Consider the following 23,776-nt stretch of genomic DNA (forward strand, 5'->3'; position numbering starts at 1 on the left):
GAAAATATGGCTACATTTGATTTAGACTTTGCATTGAATCTAATACCATTGATGTTGAAATACTTAATGGTAACTTTAAAATTATCTTTTTTATCTTTAATATTTGCTTTGATTTTAGGTGTTATATTAGCAATAATCGTAGATGCAAAGGTTCCAATACTTTCATTTATAGCGAAAGTGTATGTTTCCTTTTTTAGAGGAACTCCGCTAGTTGCTCAGTTATTTTTTATATACTTTGGATTAATACAGATTATACCTATGTTAAAAGGATTATCAGCTTTTACATCAGCAGTAATTGCCCTTAGTCTAAATGCAGCAGCCTATTGCTCAGAAAGTCTAAGAGGTGCAATAAGCTCTATAGATAAAGGACAGATGGAAGCAGCTTATGCCTTTGGAATGACGTATTATCAAGGTATGACAAGGATTGTGTTACCACAAGCTATAAAGGTGGCAATACCTACATTAGTAAATGTATTCGCAGATATAGTAAAAGGGTCATCATTAGCATTTACTATAGGCGTCACGGAAATTATGGCAACGGCTCAATCAGAGGCGGCAGCTCAATATAAATTTTTGGAGGCGTTTACTTGCGTAATATTAGTTTACTGGGCATTAAGTGGAATTATTTCTATTATACAAAGTAGACTTGAAAAGGTATTCAGTAAAGCTTAATGAGGAGTTTTTTATGTTACAGATAAATAATTTAAATAAGAGTTTTGGAGAAAATAAAGTATTAAAAAACGTAAATTTGAATGTAAAAAAGGGTGAAGTAGTAACAATTGTTGGCCCTTCAGGCACAGGAAAGTCAACGCTTCTTAGATGTATAAATTTTTTGGAAAGAGCAGAAAGTGGAAAAATGACCTTTAAAGATTCAAAGATAGATTTTGAATCGCCAAATAAAAGTCAGATATTAGATATAAGAAAAAGAACTGCTATGGTTTTTCAAAGTTATAATTTGTTTAAGAATAAAACGGCTATAGAAAACATTATGGAACCACTTACAACAGTAAGGAAAATAAGTAAGGTAGAAGCAAAAGAAATTGCAATTAATACTTTAAAGAAGGTGGGCCTTTATGATAAAAAAGATGCTTACCCATCTAAATTGTCTGGTGGTCAACAACAAAGAATAGCTATCGGTAGAGCACTTGCTGTTCAGCCAGAAATAATACTTATGGATGAGCCTACATCAGCTCTTGATCCAGAACTTGTATATGAAGTTTTAGAAGTTATAAAATCCTTAGCAAAAGAACATGTAACTATGATTATAGTTACACATGAAATGAATTTCGCTAGAGAAGTTTCAGATAAAATAATATTTATGGAAAATGGAAATATTGTTGAAGAGGGGAATCCACAAGAACTTTTTAACAAAGAAAATAATACCCGATTAAGTAAGTTTGCTAAAAAATCTTATTAAATTATATAAAGATGAAATTTATGTATGATAGGGTATAGAGTCTTTAATATAAGGAAGTATTATTAAAAATATTTTAAAGTGACTTTGGTATTAATCAAAGGTCACTTTTAGTTATTATTAGGTTAATATATAATGATTTAAAAAGAAAATTAGAATAGACAAATGAAAAGAGCTGAATAATTATTTTATTCAGCTCTGTATTATTTAATTAATATTATTCCATCATAGCAACTAATTTTTTGTTTAAAGCTAATAAGATTAATCCTATTACAATTGAAACTACAGCTATTCCACCGAATATTTCTAAGTGGCCTAAAGTTTCAGTATATGCTGCTATAACTCCTGCTAGTTTATTAGCAACGAAACTACTTAATAACCATACACCCATTAAGAATGATGCAAGTTTAGCTGGTGCTAATGAACTTACCATTGAAAGTCCTACTGGTGATAAACAAAGTTCTCCCATAGTATGAAGATAGTAAGCTCCTACTAACCATAACATGTTAGCTTTTATTGCAGTGTCTTCTACGTTTCCGCCTCTTTGCATAACAGCTCCTACCATTAATAAGAAACCAATACCTAACATTATCATACCTATTGCCATTTTTGTAGGGATACTTAAATCACCTTTTTCTCTACTAGCTAGCTTAAGCCATAATTTTGATACAGGTATTCCGAATAATACTATAAATAATGGGTTTAGTGATTGGAACCATGAAACTGGCATTTCCCATCCACCAACTCTTCTATTTACATAATCTTGAGTATAAATAGTAAGTGAACTTCCTGCTTGCTCAAAGCCTGTCCAAAAAACAACAACGAAAGCTGTTAGTATACATATAACAATAGTTCTATTTTTTTCTTGTTTAGTTAAAGGCTTGTTTGCTTCTTTTTTATCTGCATTATTTTTAGCTTTATTTACTGATTTTTTACCAATATCTCCAAGATATTTTTGTGATAATAATGTGAATATGATTTGTCCAAAAATCATACCAAGACCAGCAGCTAAGAAACCATATCTAAATCCATAATGTATAATTTCACCTGCTTGTTTTGTTGCCATTAAGTTTTCAGCTAAAGTACCACATATAAGAGGAGCTAAAAATGATCCTACGTTTATTCCCATATAGAAAATAGTAAACGCTGCATCTTTTCTTTTATCTCCTTCTGGATATAATTGTCCAACTAATGTTGAAATATTTGGTTTAAAGAAACCATTACCAACTATAAGTAAAAATAGTCCTGTATATAATGCCATCATACTTTGATGTGAAAATAAAGTTAATTGACCAATAGCTATTATAATTCCACCAATGGTAATAGCTTTTCTTTGACCAATATATCTATCTGAAATATATCCACCAATTATTGGAGTAAGGTATACAAGTGCTGTAAAAGTACCATACATATTTAATGCTGATGCTTTATCAACGCCAAGACCACCTCTTATAAATTCTGTAGTTAGATACATTACAAGTAAAGCTCTCATACCATAGTAACTAAATCTTTCCCACATTTCAGTACAAAATAACAAATATAATCCTGGTGGGTGTTTCATCTTGCCAGTTTTGTTATTTGAAACTTCATTGATCATGTCTTCGTTTGATTGTCTAAGTTCCATAATTAACCACTTCTTTCATTCATTTTTTTATATAGTTTATTTTCTATTATTGTAATTTTATCAGTAATTTTGATATTTTACAAGTGAAAAATTGCATTTTTATGAACATATACATTATTTTTTAAATTTCTGATGTGTAAACTTATACATAAAAATACATAAAAAATACTTATTTTAACACATATCCTTCATTTAAATAAAATAATGCAACTATTTATTCAATTGTAGCTATGCAATGATTTGAAATCACTTTTAATAACAACTTTGCCATTAAATAATAGTCAAATACATTAAAAAAATACAATTATATTATAATTATTCATTTTTATGCATTGTAAATGTTAATATGTAAGTAATGATAAAAGATATCGTTTCCGTCTTTTGTGTTTAAATTCAATTTTTTCTGTTTAAAGTTTTTTAAAAAATAGCAAATTAAAAGACTGAAAATTTCAATAAATCAATATTTTTTTGATAAAAAACCCCTAATAAACAATGTTTGTTTAAATAATATTCATATGTATCTATTATGGTTAAAAATGTAATAAATTAAATTAAAATGAAATAAAATATAAATGAATTTAAGTATTATTTTATAATAGTATAAAAATACAAATACAGATATTAAATAAAATTTTTATAAAAAAAGGTTTCAACATTAAAATATTAAATGTCAAAACCTTTTAAATTTTGAGTGTTTATTTAGTTGATTATAATGTTGCTTCTTAAAGTTTCTTTATTATATCTGAGTAGAGTATTTTTATCACTGTTGTAATTTTTAATATACATTTCTGTACTTATTTTTCCAGAGTTAATTAAATTTTGTTTAGTATCGGAGTATATATGAAAATCTACAGTTGATACATTAAATGAATCTATAAAAATTGTCCTATCTTTGTCTTGTTGAGTTAGATAGGTATTTTCTTGATTTTCCATCAGAGTTGCAATAAGGTTCCATGAAAAATTAAAAAATGAATTGATTTTATAATTTTGGGGTATAGCTGTATCTGTAAATATATCTAAATTTTCTTTATTAATTAATCTGAATCCTAAGGTTTCCTTATTATATACATACATAATATTTTCATTTTGTTTTTTTAATTTTTTATAATAACTTGGAATTAAATAATGTTGTGCATCATGTACATATTTTATGTTATCAAATAGCCTTATTGGATAATTAGACAGAACGCCTCCATCTATATAGTAATAATGGTCTCTTTTAATGGATTTAAAAATTAGAGGGATTGACATGGAAATACGAATAGCATCTTTAATAGGCATATTTTCACAGAATTTATCTTCAGTAGAGAATGTTTCTACTAAATGAGTTGATAGATTTGTTCCTTGAAAAAACATGTCTTTAAATTCAGGATTACTTTTAATATCTTTAAACGTAGAATTTTTATTGTTAGTTTTTTTATAAATGATTCTTTCTATCCATTTAAGAAAAGTATTACCCTTAAACCATCCATAACCGTTGAAAAATAATCTATAAAGATTTCTAATTATTCCAATATCATTATCTAAAAAATCTTTAAAATCTAAATCATTTAACTCATCTCTAATTTCGTTAACGGTATATCCTAAACCCACTAAAAGGGCAATAATAGCTCCAGCAGATGTTCCGCCAACTCGCTTAATATTTTTAAGTATCCCTTCACTTTCTAACACTTCTAAGGCACCTACATATGCAATGCCTTTAACACCACCGCCCTCAAAAACAAGATTTTTAAAGTGATAACCCATAACATCACCTCCTTTAAATTAAAATATAATTTGTAAATTTCATCTAGAAATTAAAAAAATACATATATTTTAAGTTTATGGAATAGGAATACAAAATGTTCATGAATTGTAATTAAAGTGTATTTGAATAAGTTATAGAAAATAAGTTAGAAATTATAATAAGGGGAAAAACTGGGCCAGTCCAGTTTTTTAAAAATTAAAGTGGAGTAAATTTCGGTTTGAGAGAAAATCTAAGCAGAAGTTAATAACAAAGTGTGGCACCGTAACAAATGGGACAGGCACGACAAAGGTAGCTCCATAAAATAAAAATAAGCTCTTTAAATTTAGTTACCACAAATAAAAAAAGGTTAGCCAGTCCCTGAGATAGTTAAGAGTTAATAAGTAATAGTTAAGAGTTGAGGTAAAAACTGGATTAAATCCAGTTTCTTTTTAATTTAATAGAGTAAAATCTAAATTTAGGATATAAAATTAAGCTAAGATTATTATTTAAATGTAGCACCGTAACAAGAAGGACAGGTTCACTTAGGTTTTACCACCATAAAAAATTTTAATACTCAATAAAATAGGCTAGATAAAATAAAATAGCAAGCAAAGAACCAGTACTTGATCTACAAAGTAGCGTAGTTGTTAGGGACTGGCTTTGATTTATTAGTTAAAAAATATAAAATTAGGAGAGTATCAAATTTTAACGAAGAAAATAAACTTATCGCCCCTGTCCCATTTGTGATGGAAGAAAAATTGTGATAAATTGCTTGTTTAGGAGTTTTAGATAGCTCTTTAGAAATTAACAATGGACAAAGGACAATTTGAAAAATTAAGAATTAGGAATTAATAATTATGAATTAAGGAGGAAACTGGGCTACCAGTTTCTTTAAATTTAAGATAGTAAAATTTCAGTTTAAGATATAAAACCAAACAAAAGCTATATTCAAAGTCTACCGCCGTAACAAGAAGGACAGGCGTACCAAAGTATGTTTTCCATGATTTGTTTTTTCAGTGAAATCAAAAGTTTAGTAACAAAATTTATAGAAATCGAAGCCGGTCCTAGAAAACGTTCAGCATAACTAAGAGTAAAGTAATTAGTAATAACCATAACTATAAAACCAAGGTATCAGGTACTGGTTCTTTGCTTATTAAGTTATGGGAATACAGCATTTGTGGAATCTACAGTTTCATCGAAGAAAATAGAAACAAATGAACCTGTACCTTTTGTGATGGAGGTAGAATTATGAATTGTTGCTTTTTAGAGTTTTAGTAAAAATTAAATTAAAAATATGGTTAATATTAAATAGTTTTTGATTTTAATGTTGATACATGAAAAGTTTTATATTATTAAAGATTATAATAAAAATTAAAAATAGAATATAGAAAAATATTAATAATTTTTAGAGTAAATATTAATATAATAAAAATTAAAAAATCAGATAAAAATAAGTTGAGACAAAGGTGTTAATAAAGTAAAAACAGTTTATATATAATAATATGTTTTTAAGTATCTAAAAAATAATAGATTTCATAATGGATATAGACTGAAAGAAATTACAACAAATGAAGAACTTACAGATGTTGAGGAAATTCATTTTATAGAAATACCTAAGTTGAATGATGAGAATGATGAAAAAGATATGCTTGTAGCATGGACTGAGTTTTTGAAAGATCCTGAAAGTGAAAAAGTTCGTAATTTAGAAATGACAGTAAAAGAGATAAGGGAAGCAAAAGATAGTCTTATAAGAATGAGTAATGATAAAAAACAAAGAGAGCTTTATGAAATGAGAGAAAAAATATTAAAAGATAGAGTTAGCGCACTTAATACAGCTAAAACTCAAGGGGAGAATGAAAAAGCATTAGAAATCATTAAGAATTCTTTAAATCAGGGATTAAGTATAGATATCATTTCTAAAATTACAGGTAAAACTATTGAAGAAATAAATGAGATTAAGGACTTAATTTAAGAATAATAGTTTAAGAATAGTTATGTTTAGCATTATAAAAAAACTTGTTTTTTACTATTACATGGGTTATACTAAAATATGTATAATTAATAATTAATAATTAATAATAAAAGAAAATTAAATATAGGAGGTAACTGTATGAAAAAGTTATTTACAGTTGTGATAATAACTATATTAATATGTATATCTATTAATATTAGGTTTATAATCCTTATTATAGCTTATTAAACTATAATAAGGCCTAAAACATTATTATGTTTTAGGTTCACCGTAAATAACATAAATATTAAAAATTGCAGTGAAACCTCTAAAATATAGAAGCAGCTCTAAAATAGGGCTGCTTTTTAGTCCTTTAGTAATTAAAAATATGTTTAATTATAGAAAATAAGTTATATATTTACTATGTATTTGGTTTTAATGTTAAATATGTAAGATGTTATTGTGAAAATAAGGTTATATTTAGTTTGTGAGCAGATATAGAAAATAATTAAAGCGAATAAAAGGTGATTTAGGGACATTAAAAAAGTTATAAATATTAAAAATAGCATTGAAAAGGTAGAATTTTAAAGCTTGAGGGCAGTAACATAAATATTAAAATAAAAGTTGAAAAGAAATATTTAATATGTAAGTAACTTTTTATAGTAAATGTTGGTATAATAAGAATTGTAGTAATAGATTTAACATAAAAAATAGCTTTAAATAGATTATTATAATCATACAAAACTAAGGCAACTTGATGTACAGGTCAGATTTTAAAAATATTTATACATTTTTTAGGTAGGTTAAGTTTTACAGTTAAATTTATATGAAAATGTTTATAAGAGTAAATTTATAGTCATAGTATTAAAATATATATACTAAATTATATTGAGTTCAAAATTCTATAAATATTAAAAACATTGAACAGAGAGGAGATATAATTTTTATGAGAAGAATTAAGGATTTTAAAATCCATAATGTAAAAAATGTAATATCCTTAGCTATGTTTGGAAGTTATAATACAAAATATTGGATTGAAGGTAAGAGTGATATTGATATATTAGTTTTAATGAAAAATAGGGAAGATGTAATGGATGAGTTTGATTTAGAAGATGATTTAATTCCTGAATTAGAAAAATACTTTCAGTATAATAAAATTCATTTAACATTTTTAACAACAAGAGATTTCGATAGTATTTTTGCAAGACAATATTTAGATAGTGATGATAAATTAATAGTAGATGAATTAAGTGAAATAGACTTTAGATTGTATATAAATAAATATTTAAGAAATGAAAAATGGATAAAAAAAGATAGATAATAAATAAAAAATAGTAGAGGAGTATTAAAATGTCAGCAGCTTATTATAAATATAAAAAGGAAAGTTTAACATTAAAATTTAATATGGCAAAAGATACATTACATTTAATAAAAGATGCTACGGAACAATATAAAAATGGACAGTCAGTACATCTTAAGAGAGCTATAATTGGATATTTTCAAGATTTTTCTGAGTATATAATTGATATGAGTGAGACATATCTTGTTATGACAAACAATTATATAGATGGTTGCAGTGGGTTAGAGCTAATAAAAAAATGGAGTTTATATGGATTTATAGATGAAAAATTAAGTAGAATTTTAGTGGCGTTGGTAAGATTAAGAAATAGATATACTCATGACTATTATAAAAGAGAACGAGTTGAAGAAGATATTTTAGATTATTGTATTAATAAAATAGCTTTTTTAGAAATATTTCTTGAAGTAAGTAATGAAAAAATAAAATTATCTATGATAGAAGAAGAGTAAAAATTAGAAAACATACATAATAAAACTCTTGATATTAAAGTTAATGATTTTAATATCAAGAGTTTTATTATTATAAACGATTAATTAAGATTAAATTTTTAAAATAATTTAATTTATTATGACACTTATGTTAATATAAATATGGTAAATGATACAAGAAAAATTATAAATTTAGTAAAAATTAAAGTTGGAGAATAGTATGAAAAAAAGTAGAGATTTATTGTTAATAAGGTATATAACGATTTTTATATTAATGTTTCAGTTATTTATAAAGGGAGAAAATAGAAGTATTATATGCCTAGTTTTTATTTTAATGTTCATTATAAATAATCATTTAAGGATGTTTTATTTAGAAAAAGAGTTTAGTGTTATTATTTCAATAATAGTAGAATTATTAGTTATACCTATTGCTCAAATGAAATTTGGAGGAATTATTGCTTTTTATTTGGTTGGAGTATCTATAGATTTATTTACTTTAAAGAATAAAGTATTTAAATACATTTTAGGTACAATAGTTTTATTAATGGAAATTTTGATAAAGGGTAATAAAAATATTGAACAGATTATCATATATTTTATTTTGTTTAGTACATTTTTGATACTTTTAAATTATATATCAAAAATTTATAGTACAAAAATAGAAGCTCAACATCTTTATGATAAGCTTAGAATTTCAGAAGAAAAGCTTATAAAAGCTAATAATGAATTAGAAGCGTGTGTATATTCTATTGAAGAACTTACTTTATTAAAAGAAAGAAACAGAATATCAAGAGAAATTCATGATAGTGTTGGACATGCATTATCTACAGCTATGATTCAATTATCTGCAATGGAAGCTGTATCTCAAAAAGAAAATAGTAAAGTGAAAGATATGGCAAAGAATTTAAGATTATTTATTAACGAAAGTTTTAAAGATGTTAAAAGGGCAGTAAATGAGCTTAAGCCAGATGAATATGATGATTATCAAGGTATTTTAAGAATTAAAGAGGTATGCAATAACTTTGAGAAAATGTCAGGTATTCAAGTTAAAACAATTATATCAAAAGGGGACTGGAATCTGTCTACAAAACAAGCTAATCATTTATATAGGGTAACTCAAGAGGTATTATCAAATTCATTAAGGCATGGTAAGGCAAAAATGGTGAAAGTTATTATGAATTTTACTAAAGATGAATTTATAATATCATTTAAGGACAATGGAATAGGAACATCAAAGATTGAAGAAAGTGGAGTTGGTCTTAAAAGTATTAGAGAAAGAGCTGAAGAAATAGAAGGAGTTGTAGATATAAAATCAAGTTATGGAAATGGTTTTTTTGTTAAAATTACAGTTCCAAGGGAAGAGGAGAGGTAAAAATGGACAAAATTAAACTTTTAATTGTAGATGATGAAAAATTAATAAGAGAAGGTTTAAAAGTAATGCTTTCTACATTTGATGATATTGAAGTTGTTGGTATGGCTGAAAACGGTTATAAAGCTTTAGAAATTTGTAAAAATACAGATGTAGACGTTGTCCTTATGGATATAAGGATGAAAGAGTGTGATGGCGTTATGGGAACAAGGCTTATTAAAGAGCAGTTTGCAAAAATAAAGGTAATAATTCTGACTACATTTAAAGATAAAGAGTATATTCAAGAAGCATTAAAATATGGAGCTTTTGGATATATGCTTAAAGATAGTTCACATGATGTTATTTATGATGGAATAAAGACAGCATATAAGGGTAATATGGTAGTTCATCCTGATGTAGCAATAGAAATGATAGGAATTAGTACAGTAATTAAAAAAGATATACATAAATATAATCTTATAGAAAAAGAGATAAAAATAATTAAAGCAATTGCTGGTGGATTAAGTAATAAAGAAATTGCAGAAGAATTATTTTTATCAGAAGGAACAATAAAAAATAATATTACAAACATACTTTCTAAATTGGATCTTAGAGATAGAACTCAAATTGCTATTTTTGCTTTTAAAAATGGAATAGTGACTTAAGTCATGTGTTTTAGTGACTTTAAGTTATAGTTGTCCCCTTAGTAATGCCTTATTATAAGATTAAGGAATTACTTAAGGGGGTTTTTTTATGAGTATTATAAAAGTAAAAAACGTAACAAAAAGATTTAATGATAAATTAGTTTTAGACAATATCAATTATGAAGTAAAAGAAGGAGAGATATTTGGTTTTATCGGTCCAAATGGTGCAGGAAAGTCAACATTAATAAATATAATGACTGGCCTATTAACTCCAGATAGTGGAACTATTGAAGTATGTGGATATGATATTTTAAAGGAGCCAATTAAGGCTAAAAAGTGTATAGGGTATGTTCCACAAGAATTAGCTTTAATGGAGGAGCTTAATGCTTTAACCAATTTAGAGTTTTTTGGAGCATTATATGGTCTTAAAGGTAAACTTTTAAAAGAAAGAATAGAAGAAGTTCTTAAAATAACAGGCTTAGAAGAAAAGAAAAAACAAAAAGTAAAAAAATATTCAGGTGGTATGAAAAGGAGATTAAATCTAGCAGTGTCTATTTTACACCATCCTAAGGTTTTAATTTTAGATGAACCTACAGTTGGAGTAGATCCACAATCGAGAAATCATATATTTTCTTTTATAAAAAATATATGTAAGGAATGGGGAACAACTGTAATATATACTTCGCACTATATGGAAGAGATTGAGGAGCTTTGCAAGAATGTATTCATAATTGATTTAGGAAAAGAAATAGCGTATGGATGTAAGAATGAGATTAAATCAGCTGTATTTTCTAATAACAAAGTTATGATTGAGGCAGAAGATGTAAGTGGCGAAATAATTATGAAGTTAAGCAAAGTAGATGGAGTTATAAAGGTATCTGATAAAGATGGAATTATTACTTTAGTTATTAATTTAGATTTTAAACTTGCAAATGTACTTGCATTATTAGAAAAACAAAATATAAATATAAAGAAAATTAGTTATGAAGAAGTAAAGCTTGAAGATGTATTTTTATCATTAACAGGTAAAACATTAAGAGATTAGAGGTGTTAATTAGATGAAGCTGTTTTATTATATAAAAACTACGCTAAAAAGTATGATTGCAAATGGCAGTGTAACAATATTATATTTTATATTGTTTCCTATTGTTCTTGCAACTTTTATGGGGTTTGTACAAAATACTAACAATGATAATCCGTTAAAGTTAAAACCTGTAGATGCCCAAATAATTGATAAAGATAATAGTGATGTGTCAAAAGGGCTTATAGAATTATTAAATAGCAAGGAAATGAAAGATATTGTAAATACTGTAGAAACAAAACCAGAGGTTGAAATAATAATAGATAAAGGCTATGAAAATAATATTTTATCTTTAAATAAAGGAAGTATAACTATAAATAAAAAAGTAGAAGAAAAAGGTTTAGTTACAAATACGTTAAAGTCTATCCTAGATAAATATCATCAAAATTTATATGTAGAATTATCAGGTAAAGACAAGGAAAGTTTAAATAAGATAATAGATGAATCAATAATAGAAAGCATAATAATAGATACACCTAAAGAAAGCAATTCCTATGAAAAAATGGCAGCATCTATGATTGGATTTGTAATAATTATGCAGGCATATACATTAATCCAAAGTGGGTATGCAGATGTAAGTATTAATTTAGGAAAAAGAATAGGTGCAACACCAATAAGTGAGATAGAATATTTTTTTATTGAATATGTAGCGTCATTAGTATATGTATTTATTATACTTAGCATATATGTTATGTTCTTTAGAATGTTACGTATAAGTTTTTTAGGGAATTTTGCACATCTTATTATATTAATACTAGTTGGAACTATATTATCAGCATCAATATCTAAATGTATATCAACTTTATTTGGTGCCAAATATGGAAAAATAGTAGGAACACTGATATTTATGTTACCGATAATTGGAGGAGAATTATTTGGAATAAAAGCAAATAAAGCTGGGATTGTTGCACCAACACACTATTTAAACAATGCATTTTCTTTATATAATTTAAATGGAAATTTGCAAGGATGTGGTAAATGGTTAGCAGTTACATTGATAGGTTCAATTATTATGATTTTAATTGCTATAGTAAAGATAATTTTTCATGGGAGGAAAAAGAGATGCAGTTAATAAGATTAGTATTAATTAATATTAAAAGACAACTTAAAAATCCTTTTATGGTAGTAATGACGGCAATAGCTCCTATTTTTATAATTATGTCTATATATGGAATGGTTTTCACAAATACAGGCGATAATGAAGTTAGAGGAAACATAGGAGTTATAGATAAAAGTAATTCAGAGTATTCTAGTAATATTATTGCAAAATTAAATGAAAAATATAGTGTTGATATATTAAATGGAGAAGTGTCAGATAATATTAATTTAATTCGTGATAATAAATTAGGTGGAATTTATGTTATAGAAAAAGATTTTAAAGAGATATTAGAAGGTGGTAGCGTTCCCAAAATTAAGTTTTATGTTAAAGAAAAAACTAACGGAACAATAATGTCAGAAAATATTATAACTGATTATATAAATAGTATTTTACAAGAAGATATTAGTAAAGGATTAAGTACCAATGCCATTGAAACCATTATTAAAGAAAATGATATAACGGATAAATCAGAATATAGGATGATTATATCAATGCTATGTTATTTTATGATGATTGGTGGTTCTATTATTACAGAAGAAATTATTAACCTTAAAGATCAAAATGTATTAAAAAGAGCTGTATCAACAGGTAATTCAGATAGAATAATACTTGGAAGTTTATTTTTATCAACATTTATAATTCAAGGTCTGTTAAGTAGTATAGCATTTTCAATATTAATATTTTTATTAAGAATTTCAAACTATAATGTAATGCAAGGAATTTTTGTTATATTCTTAGGCAGTTTAATTACAACATCTATAATATTAGCTGTAACAAGGTGGATTAAAAATAAAACTTTAGCAAGCTTATTTTTAGTCGTTTTTGGATTAATATCATTTGGAATAGGAATCGTTAGTTCACAGATGGAATCTTTAGAAAATGTTCCTATAATGTTAACAAGAATAAGTGCATTTTCTCCATTTACATGGTTAATTAAAATATTAGATACAGGTGAAATTATAATACCAAGCTTTATTATAATTTTAATGGCAGTAGTATTTTTTACAGCAGGTAGTTTTAGATTAAGGGAATTTGTTAAAAATTAGTTTTGATTTATAAAATATTTATAAAAAAACTATAGAATATTTTAAAGTATGAATTAAAGAAACTCCTCTTAGGGGTTTCTTTAGTTTTTGAGAGATTTAATAACAAAATCTATGATATTATAATATTTGTAAATATTTTTCATGGTAAATGTTGATATAATGGTAATGTTATAAAATTAATAATTTTATTTAAAAATAATATTTATTGAGGTGTTAATATGAGTTTTTTTATTGAATTCATATATGAAGATAATTTGATATTTGAAAGAATTTCAAAGTTAATCAGTTATGTAAAGAAGAAAAAGGATTTAAATAAATTAGATTGTGATGATCCAACAATATTAGACTTTTATAATAAGGATGAATTAAATTATTTTTGGTGGCCAACGGAACAGGAAATAAAAGATTTTTGGGAATTGTATTACTCAACTCCAGAAGAAAGTAGATATTTACATCTTATTGATAAACCATGGGATTTTGAATCAGTAATTGATGCAATAACAACAGGAGAATATGAGATTATAGGCTGTGAAATTGGTGAAAACGGAATTGGGAGATTGTGTTTTGAGCCATGGTCATATCCTTATGGAGGTACTGAACCTTTAGAACAGCTAATTAAACCTTTTGATATTAAAATTATTAGAGTGTATAAATAAAATGTGTAAAAAATTAAAGAACAAAAAATCGTTCATAAGATATGAGGGAATTTAGTTCACAATCATAGAATTTTAGGTAATGGTGGTCTACTCCATTGGAGCATCTAAACCTGTTATTAAATGTTATATTAAAAGTTAGTGGGAGATTGGGAGTTTATATATATGAAAAGACTAAAGATAAAATAAGGAGAGTATGATATGATTATTAATTGTAAAAATTGTAAAGCATCTATTAGTGAAGGTTCTAAGTTTTGTTGTAATTGTGGAGTTAAAATAGAGCAAAATGTTATTAAAAAAAATGATGAAATACTTAAGTCTTGTGATGCTAATAGAGGGTTTACTAGAGGAGAGCTATATGCTTATAGTGACCGAATAGAGTTTGTAAGCAAAAAGGTAATAAAAAAAATGTACTACTCTAATTTAAGAAAAGTAAAAAAAAGCCTTGGAAATATTGATTTAGAAACTATAGAGGATGAATATGAAGTTTTAGTGGTAAAAGATAGTGTTGATGAATGGGTACAATTTATTAATGAGCGAATGGCAAATGGTTACTGTAAAATTAAGAAGTTTTTAAAAGAAAAAGATGGTAAGGTTCATATTGTTATGATAAATAATAAAAATCAATTTTCAAATGAAGAATTAGAGTGCGCAAATAAGTATACAAATGAAATAGATAGCATAGTAAGTTCTATGCAAGATGATGGATACGAAATAATTGATGTGAACTATCAAGTAATAAAAGGTTCATATGGTCTTTCTGAAAATGATTATTACCGAACTTTAATAATGTATAAGTAAAAAAATATAAATAGATTTGTCACGTATATGTACCTGATTTAGTAGAAAATTATAATTCAGATGCATTAAGGTACTTTTTCTTAATAAATTCACCAGAAAAAAGAGACACTGATTTTTCGTGGCAAGAATTTGTAAATAGTAACAATGGTGAATTATTAGGTGCATATGGTAATTTAGCAAATAGAACTTTAGTTTTCGTAAAGAAGTACTTTAATAATACTATTCCTTCAGGAAATATTGATTATAATATAAATAAAAAAATTAAATATTTATACGATTCAGTTGGAAATCATATAGAAAATGGAAATTTTAAAATAGCAGTTGAAGAAATTTTTAGTTTTATAAGAAGTATCAACAAATATTTTGATGAGAAAACACCATGGATTACTATTAATTCTGATTTAGATGAATGTAAAACAACAATATATAATTGATTATATTCAATAATAAGGCATATGAAAAGAAATAAGCGGTCAAAGATTCGAAGCATGTTTGTCATGAGACAAGGAGATGAAATCCAGTCATAGTAGGGCTATGGCTGGATTTTGTCGACGAAGTATTCATGGCAAATAGGCGAGAATACTGGCTTATTATTTATTTGATTATGCCTAAACATAGCTAACTTACTAAATCCATTTTTACCTGAATCATCACAAAAGATTAAAAAATGGTTAGATGTTGAAGGAGATAAGTGGCAAAATATTGAACTTATATCAGGTAAAGAAATTAAAGATTTTCATATATTATTTGAAAGACTTGATAAAAAGGTAATAGATAAGGAAAAAGAAAAGTTAATAAAATAATAAAGATATTATAAAGTGGTTATGTGAGGGTGTTATGATTTATGATGAGAATGAAATGAAAAGTTTAATAAGCAATATTGTTGAAAATAAAAATATTAAAATTACTCCCATTGGAAATCATGAAATAAAAAGAAACTTAGTTTATATAATTCATGAAAATGATAAGAAATATGTATTTAAAATGTATTTTAATCATGGGAAAAGTATAAGAGAAACAAACTCATTACAAATACTGAAAGACAGTAATGTTAAAGTACCTAAATTAATAAAAACAGGAAATTATCATGGTTATGATTGGGTTATTATGGAGTATATAAGTGGAGAAACTTTAGATAATGTTATTATGAAAATTAATGATGAAAATAAAAAACTTATATTTAAAGAGATGGGTGAAACATTAGGGAAAATACATTCATTTAAAATTTTTGATTATGCTGTCACATGGGATAAGACAATAACATCCCAAGAATTTGAAGATTATAAATTCAAAAAGTTAAACAAAAATATAATAGAAATAGAAAGTCAGAATTTGCCTGATAAAGATATCTTATATAAAGCTATAAAAATTCTTAAAGGCAATTATAATAAAATAATTAATAAAAATGAATTTAGGTTTACTCATAATGATTTTGAAGGAAGAAATATATTAGTTGAAAATATAGATGGTGAGTATAAAATTAATGCTTTAATAGATTTTGAACATAGCTATCCTGATAACTACGAAAATGATTTAGCTAATCTTTATTTTAAGTATTTTATTAAAAATAAGGAATATGAAAAATGTTTTATTGATGGGTATAAATCATATATGAATATAAAAGAAGATTTTTATAAGAATATAAAATATTTCTTAATAGCTATGGTTATTGAGCATTGCAGTTGGTCATTTGCTAAAGCAAATGACTATTATACAGAAAATATTGAATTTTTAAAAAAGTTACTTTGAATTTATAAAATTTAGGATTAATATAAAGGTATGAATATGTGAAAATATAGTGTTAAGAAATATATTTTCATAGTTTAAAAGTATTTAAGATATAAAGTTTTATAGGAATATAGGGGGAGTTATGAGTAAAAAATTGTTTAATGATAATTGTGAGAAAAGAATTAAGTTGGCAAAAGAAATAGCAAGCAAGTGTCCAATAAAATATGGAAAAGAAATAGTTATTGTAGGGTCTGTGTCTAGAAATCTTGCTGATGAGGATTCTGATGTTGAGATAGAATTTTTAACTGATGAAAAGGTAGAAGAAGAAACTATAATAAATTGGATTAAAGAACTTGGAGGAACAGATTTATATCCCTATGGAATGCCACTTTGGGATGGTTCTACATGGATAATATTTAAATATAACGGATATTGGATTGAAGCTGGGTGGCAGAAGATAGAAAATATGAAAACAAATTTAGAACTTATACTTGATGGAAAAGTAAATAGTCATGAAAAATTATTATTAGCATCAACATTTAAAAATGCAATTTTTGTAAGAGATAATAATAATCTGAAATTTTTACAAGAAAAATTAAAAAATTATCCAATTAAACTTGCAAAAGACATTATATTAGAAACTATAAAACCATGGACAGTAGGATTAGCTATAGAATCTAGAAAAATGCTAGCAAAGCGAGATGATAAAATACCATTTTTGCAAAGGATGATACCAGACATTCAAAGAATTCTAAGGGTGCTGTATGCAGTAAACAATCAGTGGGAACCAGATTGGAAGTGGACAAAACATATAGTGGAAGACTTAAAAATTAAGCCGGAAAATTTAGAGAAAAGAATAGATTCAATTATATGTATAAATGAAAGTAAAACTAGTTTGGAAAATTGTTTTAATTTAATTAAAGATACATTAAATCTTATACCAAAAGAATATGAATTAGATGATGTAACTGATGAAATATTAAAATTAATTTATAGGGTTTAAATCATAGTAAGGAAGAGATTTTTTAAAATCTTTGAAAGAGGTGAATTTTATTATGATACACAAATTAAGTAAATACTCGGTGCAGTTAATATAATCTGATAGCAGATTGTGCCGAGAGAATAATATATTTGTTATCAGTTAACTGCACTGCTTTTCTAATTAAATTATTATATTATGAAAAGGAGTAGTTAAATGAATAGAGAACAATTAAAAAACTATTTAAAAAATGAGGAAAATCAAGTATTTCAAGGATGGGATTTTTCATATATCAATGGTAGATGGGATGGAGAGTGTATACCATGGGATTATGAAAAAATTTTATTATCCTATTTAAAAGAAGAATATAAACTTTTAGATATGGGAACAGGTGGCGGAGAATTCCTACTTACTTTAAATCATCCATTTAGTAATACAGCTATAACAGAGTCATACCCACCTAATGTTGCAATTTGTAAGGAAAAATTACAACCACTTGGAATAACAGTTAAACAGGTGTTTGATGATTGTAAATTGCCATTTGAGGATTCTTCTTTCGATATAATAATTAACAGACATGAATCCTTTGATGTTGGTGAAATTAAACGAATATTAAAGGTAGGTGGATATTTTATTACTCAACAAGTGGGGGCAAAAAATGATGTTGATTTATCAGAAAAAGTAATTAATAATTTTAAACCATTATATCCTAATAATAATTTGAAAAATAATATTAAAGCTTTTGAAGATAAAGGATTTGAGATTATTAAATCAGAAGAATCATTTACACCAATACGTTTTTACGATACAGGTGCATTAGTATATTTTGCAAAGATAATAGAATGGGAGTTCCCAAATTTTTCTGTTGATAATTGCTTTGAAAACTTATGTAAGATAGATAAAGAAATAAAGGAAGTTGGATATATAGAAGGAACAGAACATAGATTTCTTCTTGTAGCTAAAAAAATATAAGGTTATAGTAAAAAATTGCTACAGATATATTTACTTTAACTTTAAAATATTAAGATAGGGTTGCAGAATAAAACTGCAACCTTATTTTTGGTTATAATTATTCAATTTTAAATCTATTTATATAATTATTATTAAAAAATTTATTGCTATTTGACAATATTTATGTATAATAAATAGAAATATTCAAAAAACATGGTGGATATGAAAATAATAAAGGGGGAATGGCGATGAAACATACAGGTACTGTTTTACTAGAAACTGATAGACTTATTTTAAGAAAATTTGAATATAGGGATTCAATTGATATGTTCAAAAATTGGGGAAGTGATGATAAGGTAACAAAGTATTTATCTTGGCAAACCCATAGGAATATTAAAGATTCAGAAGAAATTGTTAATTTATGGATATCTAAATATGAAGATATAAGTGATTATAATTGGGTAATAGAACTGAAGGACATTAAGGAAGCAATTGGAAATATATCAATTGTTAAATTAGAAGATGCCAATGAGGCTTGTGAAATTGGTTATTGTATTTCAAGTCAATATTGGAATAAAGGTATTACAACAGAAGCCTTTAAAGCAATAATAAAATATCTATTTGAAGAAGTTGGAATGAATAGAATTTGTGCCAAACATGATATAGATAATGTGGCATCAGGAAAAGTAATGCAAAAATGTGGAATGACTTATGAGGGAACATTAAGAGAAGTTCAAATTAGAAATAATAGATATTCTAGTTTAGCGGTTTATTCGATTTTAAAAAGAGAGTGGAAAAATTAATTAAAAATAAAGTTAAGTTAGTAAAAATACCGTTATAACTTTCAATTATTTAACGGTATTTTTAGTGTTTTTATGGCTTTAAAGTATATAAAAATATTTTTAAAAGGTTATTGAATAATTTTTAAAGGTAGGCTTGTTTCCCTATATGTTTAATGATATAATTTTATTTTTATTACTCCTTTTTATGTAAAAGGAGCTTTGTTTTTTTATAATTATATTATACATAAGATAAAAAGATAATTTAGAAATTAATTTCTATTATCTGAGAGGAGAAAGATAGTTAATGAGCAGATCAACTATTACAGCTATTAGTGTAGGAATATTTTCAGGCTTATGGGCATGGATAAGCGATTCTATGGGGCTAATAGGTTGGATTGGGTTTATAGGATGTACAAGCTATTTTGCATCTGGTGGAAATTTTAATGGATTTAAAAAATCTATTTTTGCAAATCTTAGTGGAGTACTTTGGGCAATGGCAATTATGATATGTTCATCTTATTTTGTTAGTTCATATTGGGGATATTTCTTTACTGGATTCTTTTCTTTTGTAATGTGTATACAAGCAAAATCTAAAAAATTAGAGTTTATACCAGGAGCCTTTTGTGGATGTTGTTGCACTTTTGCTACATCGGGAAATTGGAAGGCTGTAATACCAGCTTTATTATGTGGAGCAGTACTAGGGTATGTTTCAGATATGGTTGGATTTTATATACATAATTTACTAGCAAAACAACAGGGGAATATTTAATACATATAAATTTATATTAATTTTAAAAGTCATAATTTATTTATGACTTTTTGTTTTGGAAATAATAAAGTAATTAAAAATTAACTATAGGGTTCCAAGTTGACTTTTAAAATTATCCATTCCAGAACTTGGATACCCCAAATAGTGAGACATGCTCTGAATCACTTGGAACTCAACACTACATCTTGTATGAAAATATTTTAAAGTTATTGAATAAATTTAAATTTGAGCTTGTTTCCTTATAATTATGGATAACATACTTGAAAAATGATATTATTGAATCAGGAAATATTTTACTTAGGAGGCATAAGATGAAATATAAAACAGCGGTTATAATACAATGTATTATTTCTATTTTTTCAATATTAGTATGCATTGTATATTTTACAAGAAATATTAAAGTACCCGGTTTAATACCAGGATTATGCAGTATTGTAATGTTAAGTTTAATATATACATCAAAACAACAATTTAACAGTGGAAAGATAAGTAAAAAATACTGGATATTAATACTTTGTACATGCTCATTAGCAGCTATATTTAATTTTATAATAAGTATTGAACAGATTGTTAATTTTATAAAGTAAGATATCTAAATGTAGCACCGTAACAAATGGGACAGGCACGACCAATGTAGCTCCATAAAATAAAAAGAAGCTCTTAAAATTTAGTTGCTATAAGTAATGCACATTAGCCAGTCCCTCAGATAGTTAAGAGTTAATAGTTGAGGAGGAAACTGGAAATCAGTTTCTTTAAAATAAAGCAGCTTTACTGCGTAGTTGTTCGGGACTGGCTTTGATTTATTAGTTAAAAAATATAAAATTAGGAGAGCATCAAGTATTAGCGAAGAAAATAAATTTATCGTGCCTGTCCCATTTGTAATGGCGGCAAGTTTTGATTGATTGCTTATTTAGGTGTTTTATTTTTGTAGATTCAAAAATGTTTATATAAATTAAATTTCAAAGTTAAAGATATAAAACTAAACAAAAGCTATATTCAAAGTTCATAGCCGTAACAAGAAGGACAGGCGTATCGAAGGATATTTTCCGCAAGTTATTTTTTAAGTGAAATTGAAAGATTATCAATAAAATCTAAAGAAATCAAAGCCAGTCCTAAAATAGCAGCTCTGCTGCGTAGATGTTTGGGACCGACTTTGAGTAATATTGGAGAGAAATTAAAATTAACAAAAGCATCTAGACAAAAGTATAGTAAAGTAGCCAATTACGCGTCTGTCCCTCTTGTGATGGAGGTAGAACTTTAGATAATTGCTTACTTAGGTGTTTTACTTTTATAGATTTAAAAATGTTTATATAAATTAAATTTCAAAGTTAAAGACATAAAACTAAATTAAAGTTAAATTCAAAGTTCATAGCCGTAACAAGAAGGACAGGCGTATCGAAGGATATTTTCCGCAAGTTATTTTTTAAGTGAAATTGAAAGATTATCAATAAAATCTAAAGAAATCAAAGCCGGTCCTAAAATAGCAGCTTTGCTGCGTAAGTGTTCGGGACCGACTTTGAGTAATATTGGAGAAAAACTAAAATTAACAAAAGCATCTAGACAAAAGTATAGTAAAGTAGCCAATTACGCGTCTGTCCCTCTTGTGATGGAGGTGAAATTTTGCAAGATTGCTTGCTTGGATTTTTAAATAGCTCTTTAGAAATTAACAATGGACAAAGGACAAAGGACAATTGACAATGTTGGTTGAAACTGGACTACCAGTTTCTGTGAATTCATAGGGAATAAAGTTTAAGCTTGAGAGGTGGAATTATTCAAAGTTAAACTTAAGGTGTACAGCAGTAACAAGAAGGACAAGAGTACCAAAGTATGTTTTCCATGATTTATTTTGTTAGTGAAATCAAAAGTTTAGTAACAAAACTTATAGAAATCGAAGCCGGTCCTAGGAAATGTTAAGCATTACTAAGAGTAAAGCTATTAGTAATAACTACAACTCTTAACTATGCACTTTTAACTAAAAATATGTAATATGTTCAAAGCGTAGCACCGTAACAAATGGGACAGGCACGACCAATGTAGCTCCATAAAATAAAAAGAAGCTCTTAAAACTTAGTTGTCATAAGTAAGAAAAGGTTAGCCAGTCCCTAAAAAACCATAAACTTAGACAGGGGATAATTAAAATGAAAAGTAAAGTTATTAGTGTAATACAATGGATTATTTATAGTATTACAATAGTTACAGTTGTAGCTTATTTTTTAAAGAAAGTTATAATACCAGGTTTAATTCCTTTTTTAATAAGTATTTTAATGGTAAGTTTAATATACACATCAAGAAAACGTTTTAATAATGGAGAAATAAGTAAAAACAATTATATAGGTACAATTTCAGTAGAAATAATAGCATTTATTATATATATGATTATTTGTATTTCAGAAATCATTAGTGTTTTAAACTAAAAAATAATTACAATTATAGTTAGTTAAAAAGTTATGATGAAACTGAAATAAGTTTAAATTTTAACTTGGAAATATATACATGATGGAGGTTTATATGTTTAATTTTTTAAAGAAGAAAAGTAAAGAAAAAGAAATTCTAGGAGGTGATAAAAAGGAAAAAGAAAGTTTTGCTTTATATATGATATTCCCTAGCTCTTTTGTACTAGACAAGGAAAAAATAACTAAAAGGATAAATAGCATAGATAACTCTGTGGTTAACTTTGATATGATGTATGATTTAGATGGGAAAAATGGTTTATATTTTAATATAACAATTAATGAAGATAAGTTTAGAGTAGTTGGAATAGATTCTAAGCTTCCAAAGGATATATGTGATTATACAATCAATTGTTCATATGGAAATAAGGATGAATTAGATAATATGAAAAAACATAATTATCATATCATTGCTTTTTATGAAGGTAAAAGTATTGATATGAACCATATTTTTAATACATATTTTAAGTTAGCCTATGGTTTTTTAGAACATAATCTATTAGGACTAATAAACGGATATAGTTGGAATGGATTGATTCCGTCTTTAATACAAGCTATGGGAGAAGAAAATGGTGGAAGAAGTTTAGCAAACACTCCAGCAATGATGGTATGGAGAAATTTTGTAAAGATTCCTCATAATGATGGGGTTTGGTTTGTTACAAAAGGAAATAACTTATATGGTATTTGTGAATATGCATATTATGGAACATTTGAAGAAACAGAAGAAGTATATGAAATGTTTGAAAACATATTTAATTACCAATATGAAAGTGGAGCAAAGATAATAGCTGGACATACTATTCAAATTGAAGATGAGATATATTTGAAATTTAAAGAGGTATATGAATTAGAAGATATACTTAATGGTGAAAATATTGGTACTCTTGTACTTGAAAAAATCACTGAAAATGAAATTAATAATGGCTTATAGGATTGTTAAAA

Annotated in this window: 22 protein-coding genes and 1 pseudogene; 21 read left to right on the forward strand and 2 right to left on the reverse strand. The window is 26.0% G+C overall.

The window, feature by feature from the left end:
- The first annotated feature begins 6 nt into the window (after positions 1–6).
- On the forward strand, positions 7–672 hold the full coding sequence (locus ACYUE0_RS12185; protein ID WP_460270777.1) for an amino acid ABC transporter permease: 666 nt from the start codon (positions 7–9) through the stop codon (positions 670–672).
- Between the two features lie 13 nt (positions 673–685).
- Entirely contained in the window at positions 686–1,417 is a 732-nt protein-coding gene (locus ACYUE0_RS12190; protein ID WP_460270779.1) for an amino acid ABC transporter ATP-binding protein, read from the forward strand.
- Positions 1,418–1,631: 214 nt separating this feature from the next.
- Here ACYUE0_RS12190 and ACYUE0_RS12195 read toward each other — a convergent pair whose 3' ends face one another.
- Positions 1,632–3,038: a peptide MFS transporter gene (locus tag ACYUE0_RS12195; protein ID WP_199870280.1), complete on the reverse strand. Its 1,407-nt coding sequence runs from the start codon at positions 3,036–3,038 to the stop codon at positions 1,632–1,634.
- Positions 3,039–3,737: 699 nt separating this feature from the next.
- On the reverse strand, positions 3,738–4,784 hold the full coding sequence (locus ACYUE0_RS12200) for a patatin-like phospholipase family protein (protein ID WP_460270780.1): 1,047 nt from the start codon (positions 4,782–4,784) through the stop codon (positions 3,738–3,740).
- A 1,499-nt stretch (positions 4,785–6,283) separates the two neighbouring features.
- On the opposite strand from ACYUE0_RS12200, the pseudogene ACYUE0_RS12205 reads away from it, so the two are divergent.
- The 19 genes and pseudogenes from ACYUE0_RS12205 to ACYUE0_RS12295 all read left to right on the forward strand — a co-directional run.
- Positions 6,284–6,736 (forward strand): annotated as a pseudogene (locus ACYUE0_RS12205) (Rpn family recombination-promoting nuclease/putative transposase); the annotation flags it as partial.
- 925 nt (positions 6,737–7,661) lie between these two features.
- On the forward strand, positions 7,662–8,036 hold the full coding sequence (locus ACYUE0_RS12210) for a nucleotidyltransferase domain-containing protein (RefSeq protein WP_460270781.1): 375 nt from the start codon (positions 7,662–7,664) through the stop codon (positions 8,034–8,036).
- A 29-nt stretch (positions 8,037–8,065) separates the two neighbouring features.
- Complete coding sequence (locus ACYUE0_RS12215; RefSeq protein WP_460270782.1) at positions 8,066–8,524, forward strand: HepT-like ribonuclease domain-containing protein; 459 nt, start codon at positions 8,066–8,068, stop codon at positions 8,522–8,524.
- Positions 8,525–8,723: 199 nt separating this feature from the next.
- Positions 8,724–9,875, forward strand: coding sequence for a sensor histidine kinase (locus ACYUE0_RS12220; RefSeq protein WP_460270784.1), 1,152 nt, complete (start codon positions 8,724–8,726; stop codon positions 9,873–9,875).
- A gap of 2 nt (positions 9,876–9,877) precedes the next feature.
- The gene (locus tag ACYUE0_RS12225) at positions 9,878–10,516 is read left to right on the forward strand and encodes a response regulator transcription factor (RefSeq protein WP_460270785.1); all 639 of its coding nucleotides are present in this window, start codon (positions 9,878–9,880) and stop codon (positions 10,514–10,516) included.
- 88 nt (positions 10,517–10,604) lie between these two features.
- Positions 10,605–11,540, forward strand: coding sequence for an ABC transporter ATP-binding protein (locus tag ACYUE0_RS12230; RefSeq protein WP_460270787.1), 936 nt, complete (start codon positions 10,605–10,607; stop codon positions 11,538–11,540).
- 13 nt (positions 11,541–11,553) lie between these two features.
- Positions 11,554–12,648, forward strand: coding sequence for an ABC transporter permease (locus tag ACYUE0_RS12235; RefSeq protein WP_460270788.1), 1,095 nt, complete (start codon positions 11,554–11,556; stop codon positions 12,646–12,648).
- Positions 12,639–13,721, forward strand: coding sequence for an ABC transporter permease (locus ACYUE0_RS12240; RefSeq protein ID WP_460270789.1), 1,083 nt, complete (start codon positions 12,639–12,641; stop codon positions 13,719–13,721). The genes ACYUE0_RS12235 and ACYUE0_RS12240 overlap by 10 nt, the downstream gene beginning before the upstream one ends.
- 218 nt (positions 13,722–13,939) lie before the next feature.
- On the forward strand, positions 13,940–14,377 hold the full coding sequence (locus tag ACYUE0_RS12245) for a hypothetical protein (protein WP_460270790.1): 438 nt from the start codon (positions 13,940–13,942) through the stop codon (positions 14,375–14,377).
- Positions 14,378–14,575: 198 nt separating this feature from the next.
- Entirely contained in the window at positions 14,576–15,175 is a 600-nt protein-coding gene (locus ACYUE0_RS12250; protein ID WP_460270791.1) for a hypothetical protein, read from the forward strand.
- Positions 15,176–15,189: 14 nt separating this feature from the next.
- A complete protein-coding gene (locus ACYUE0_RS12255) occupies positions 15,190–15,609 on the forward strand; it encodes a class I tRNA ligase family protein (protein ID WP_460270819.1) in 420 nt (139 codons plus the stop codon).
- 403 nt (positions 15,610–16,012) lie between these two features.
- Positions 16,013–16,924 (forward strand): phosphotransferase, encoded by a 912-nt coding sequence (locus tag ACYUE0_RS12260; protein WP_460270792.1) that lies wholly within the window; start codon positions 16,013–16,015, stop codon positions 16,922–16,924.
- A 121-nt stretch (positions 16,925–17,045) separates the two neighbouring features.
- Entirely contained in the window at positions 17,046–17,906 is an 861-nt protein-coding gene (locus tag ACYUE0_RS12265) for a nucleotidyltransferase domain-containing protein (RefSeq protein ID WP_460270793.1), read from the forward strand.
- Positions 17,907–18,098: 192 nt separating this feature from the next.
- Positions 18,099–18,854: a class I SAM-dependent methyltransferase gene (locus ACYUE0_RS12270; RefSeq protein WP_460270794.1), complete on the forward strand. Its 756-nt coding sequence runs from the start codon at positions 18,099–18,101 to the stop codon at positions 18,852–18,854.
- Positions 18,855–19,081: 227 nt separating this feature from the next.
- On the forward strand, positions 19,082–19,636 hold the full coding sequence (locus ACYUE0_RS12275; RefSeq protein ID WP_460270795.1) for a GNAT family N-acetyltransferase: 555 nt from the start codon (positions 19,082–19,084) through the stop codon (positions 19,634–19,636).
- Between the two features lie 283 nt (positions 19,637–19,919).
- Positions 19,920–20,384, forward strand: a complete 465-nt coding sequence (locus ACYUE0_RS12280; protein WP_061994574.1) for a DUF1097 domain-containing protein — start codon at positions 19,920–19,922, stop codon at positions 20,382–20,384.
- Between the two features lie 311 nt (positions 20,385–20,695).
- Positions 20,696–20,971, forward strand: a complete 276-nt coding sequence (locus ACYUE0_RS12285; protein ID WP_460270796.1) for a hypothetical protein — start codon at positions 20,696–20,698, stop codon at positions 20,969–20,971.
- Between the two features lie 1,551 nt (positions 20,972–22,522).
- Positions 22,523–22,798, forward strand: coding sequence for a hypothetical protein (locus ACYUE0_RS12290; RefSeq protein WP_460270797.1), 276 nt, complete (start codon positions 22,523–22,525; stop codon positions 22,796–22,798).
- A gap of 94 nt (positions 22,799–22,892) precedes the next feature.
- Positions 22,893–23,765, forward strand: a complete 873-nt coding sequence (locus tag ACYUE0_RS12295; protein ID WP_244991635.1) for a DUF4261 domain-containing protein — start codon at positions 22,893–22,895, stop codon at positions 23,763–23,765.
- Positions 23,766–23,776: the final 11 nt, after the last annotated feature.

The sequence above is a fragment of the Clostridium sp. CTA-19 genome (assembly GCF_054767855.1).

Excerpts from the sequence above, each read along its gene's own strand:
- ACYUE0_RS12190 (WP_460270779.1), top strand. The coding sequence starts at position 686 with ATGTTACAGATAAATAATTTAAATAAGAGTTTTGGAGAAAATAAAGTA.
- ACYUE0_RS12200 (WP_460270780.1), bottom strand. The coding sequence starts at position 4,784 with ATGGGTTATCACTTTAAAAATCTTGTTTTTGAGGGCGGTGGTGTTAAA.
- ACYUE0_RS12280 (WP_061994574.1), top strand. The coding sequence starts at position 19,920 with ATGAGCAGATCAACTATTACAGCTATTAGTGTAGGAATATTTTCAGGC.
- ACYUE0_RS12220 (WP_460270784.1), top strand. The coding sequence starts at position 8,724 with ATGAAAAAAAGTAGAGATTTATTGTTAATAAGGTATATAACGATTTTT.
- ACYUE0_RS12270 (WP_460270794.1), top strand. The coding sequence starts at position 18,099 with ATGAATAGAGAACAATTAAAAAACTATTTAAAAAATGAGGAAAATCAA.
- ACYUE0_RS12185 (WP_460270777.1), top strand. The coding sequence starts at position 7 with ATGGCTACATTTGATTTAGACTTTGCATTGAATCTAATACCATTGATG.
- ACYUE0_RS12250 (WP_460270791.1), top strand. The coding sequence starts at position 14,576 with ATGATTATTAATTGTAAAAATTGTAAAGCATCTATTAGTGAAGGTTCT.
- ACYUE0_RS12295 (WP_244991635.1), top strand. The coding sequence starts at position 22,893 with ATGTTTAATTTTTTAAAGAAGAAAAGTAAAGAAAAAGAAATTCTAGGA.
- ACYUE0_RS12225 (WP_460270785.1), top strand. The coding sequence starts at position 9,878 with ATGGACAAAATTAAACTTTTAATTGTAGATGATGAAAAATTAATAAGA.
- ACYUE0_RS12210 (WP_460270781.1), top strand. The coding sequence starts at position 7,662 with ATGAGAAGAATTAAGGATTTTAAAATCCATAATGTAAAAAATGTAATA.
- ACYUE0_RS12285 (WP_460270796.1), top strand. The coding sequence starts at position 20,696 with ATGAAATATAAAACAGCGGTTATAATACAATGTATTATTTCTATTTTT.
- ACYUE0_RS12235 (WP_460270788.1), top strand. The coding sequence starts at position 11,554 with ATGAAGCTGTTTTATTATATAAAAACTACGCTAAAAAGTATGATTGCA.
- ACYUE0_RS12215 (WP_460270782.1), top strand. The coding sequence starts at position 8,066 with ATGTCAGCAGCTTATTATAAATATAAAAAGGAAAGTTTAACATTAAAA.
- ACYUE0_RS12245 (WP_460270790.1), top strand. The coding sequence starts at position 13,940 with ATGAGTTTTTTTATTGAATTCATATATGAAGATAATTTGATATTTGAA.
- ACYUE0_RS12240 (WP_460270789.1), top strand. The coding sequence starts at position 12,639 with ATGCAGTTAATAAGATTAGTATTAATTAATATTAAAAGACAACTTAAA.
- ACYUE0_RS12275 (WP_460270795.1), top strand. The coding sequence starts at position 19,082 with ATGAAACATACAGGTACTGTTTTACTAGAAACTGATAGACTTATTTTA.
- ACYUE0_RS12195 (WP_199870280.1), bottom strand. The coding sequence starts at position 3,038 with ATGGAACTTAGACAATCAAACGAAGACATGATCAATGAAGTTTCAAAT.
- ACYUE0_RS12265 (WP_460270793.1), top strand. The coding sequence starts at position 17,046 with ATGAGTAAAAAATTGTTTAATGATAATTGTGAGAAAAGAATTAAGTTG.
- ACYUE0_RS12290 (WP_460270797.1), top strand. The coding sequence starts at position 22,523 with ATGAAAAGTAAAGTTATTAGTGTAATACAATGGATTATTTATAGTATT.
- ACYUE0_RS12230 (WP_460270787.1), top strand. The coding sequence starts at position 10,605 with ATGAGTATTATAAAAGTAAAAAACGTAACAAAAAGATTTAATGATAAA.
- ACYUE0_RS12260 (WP_460270792.1), top strand. The coding sequence starts at position 16,013 with ATGATTTATGATGAGAATGAAATGAAAAGTTTAATAAGCAATATTGTT.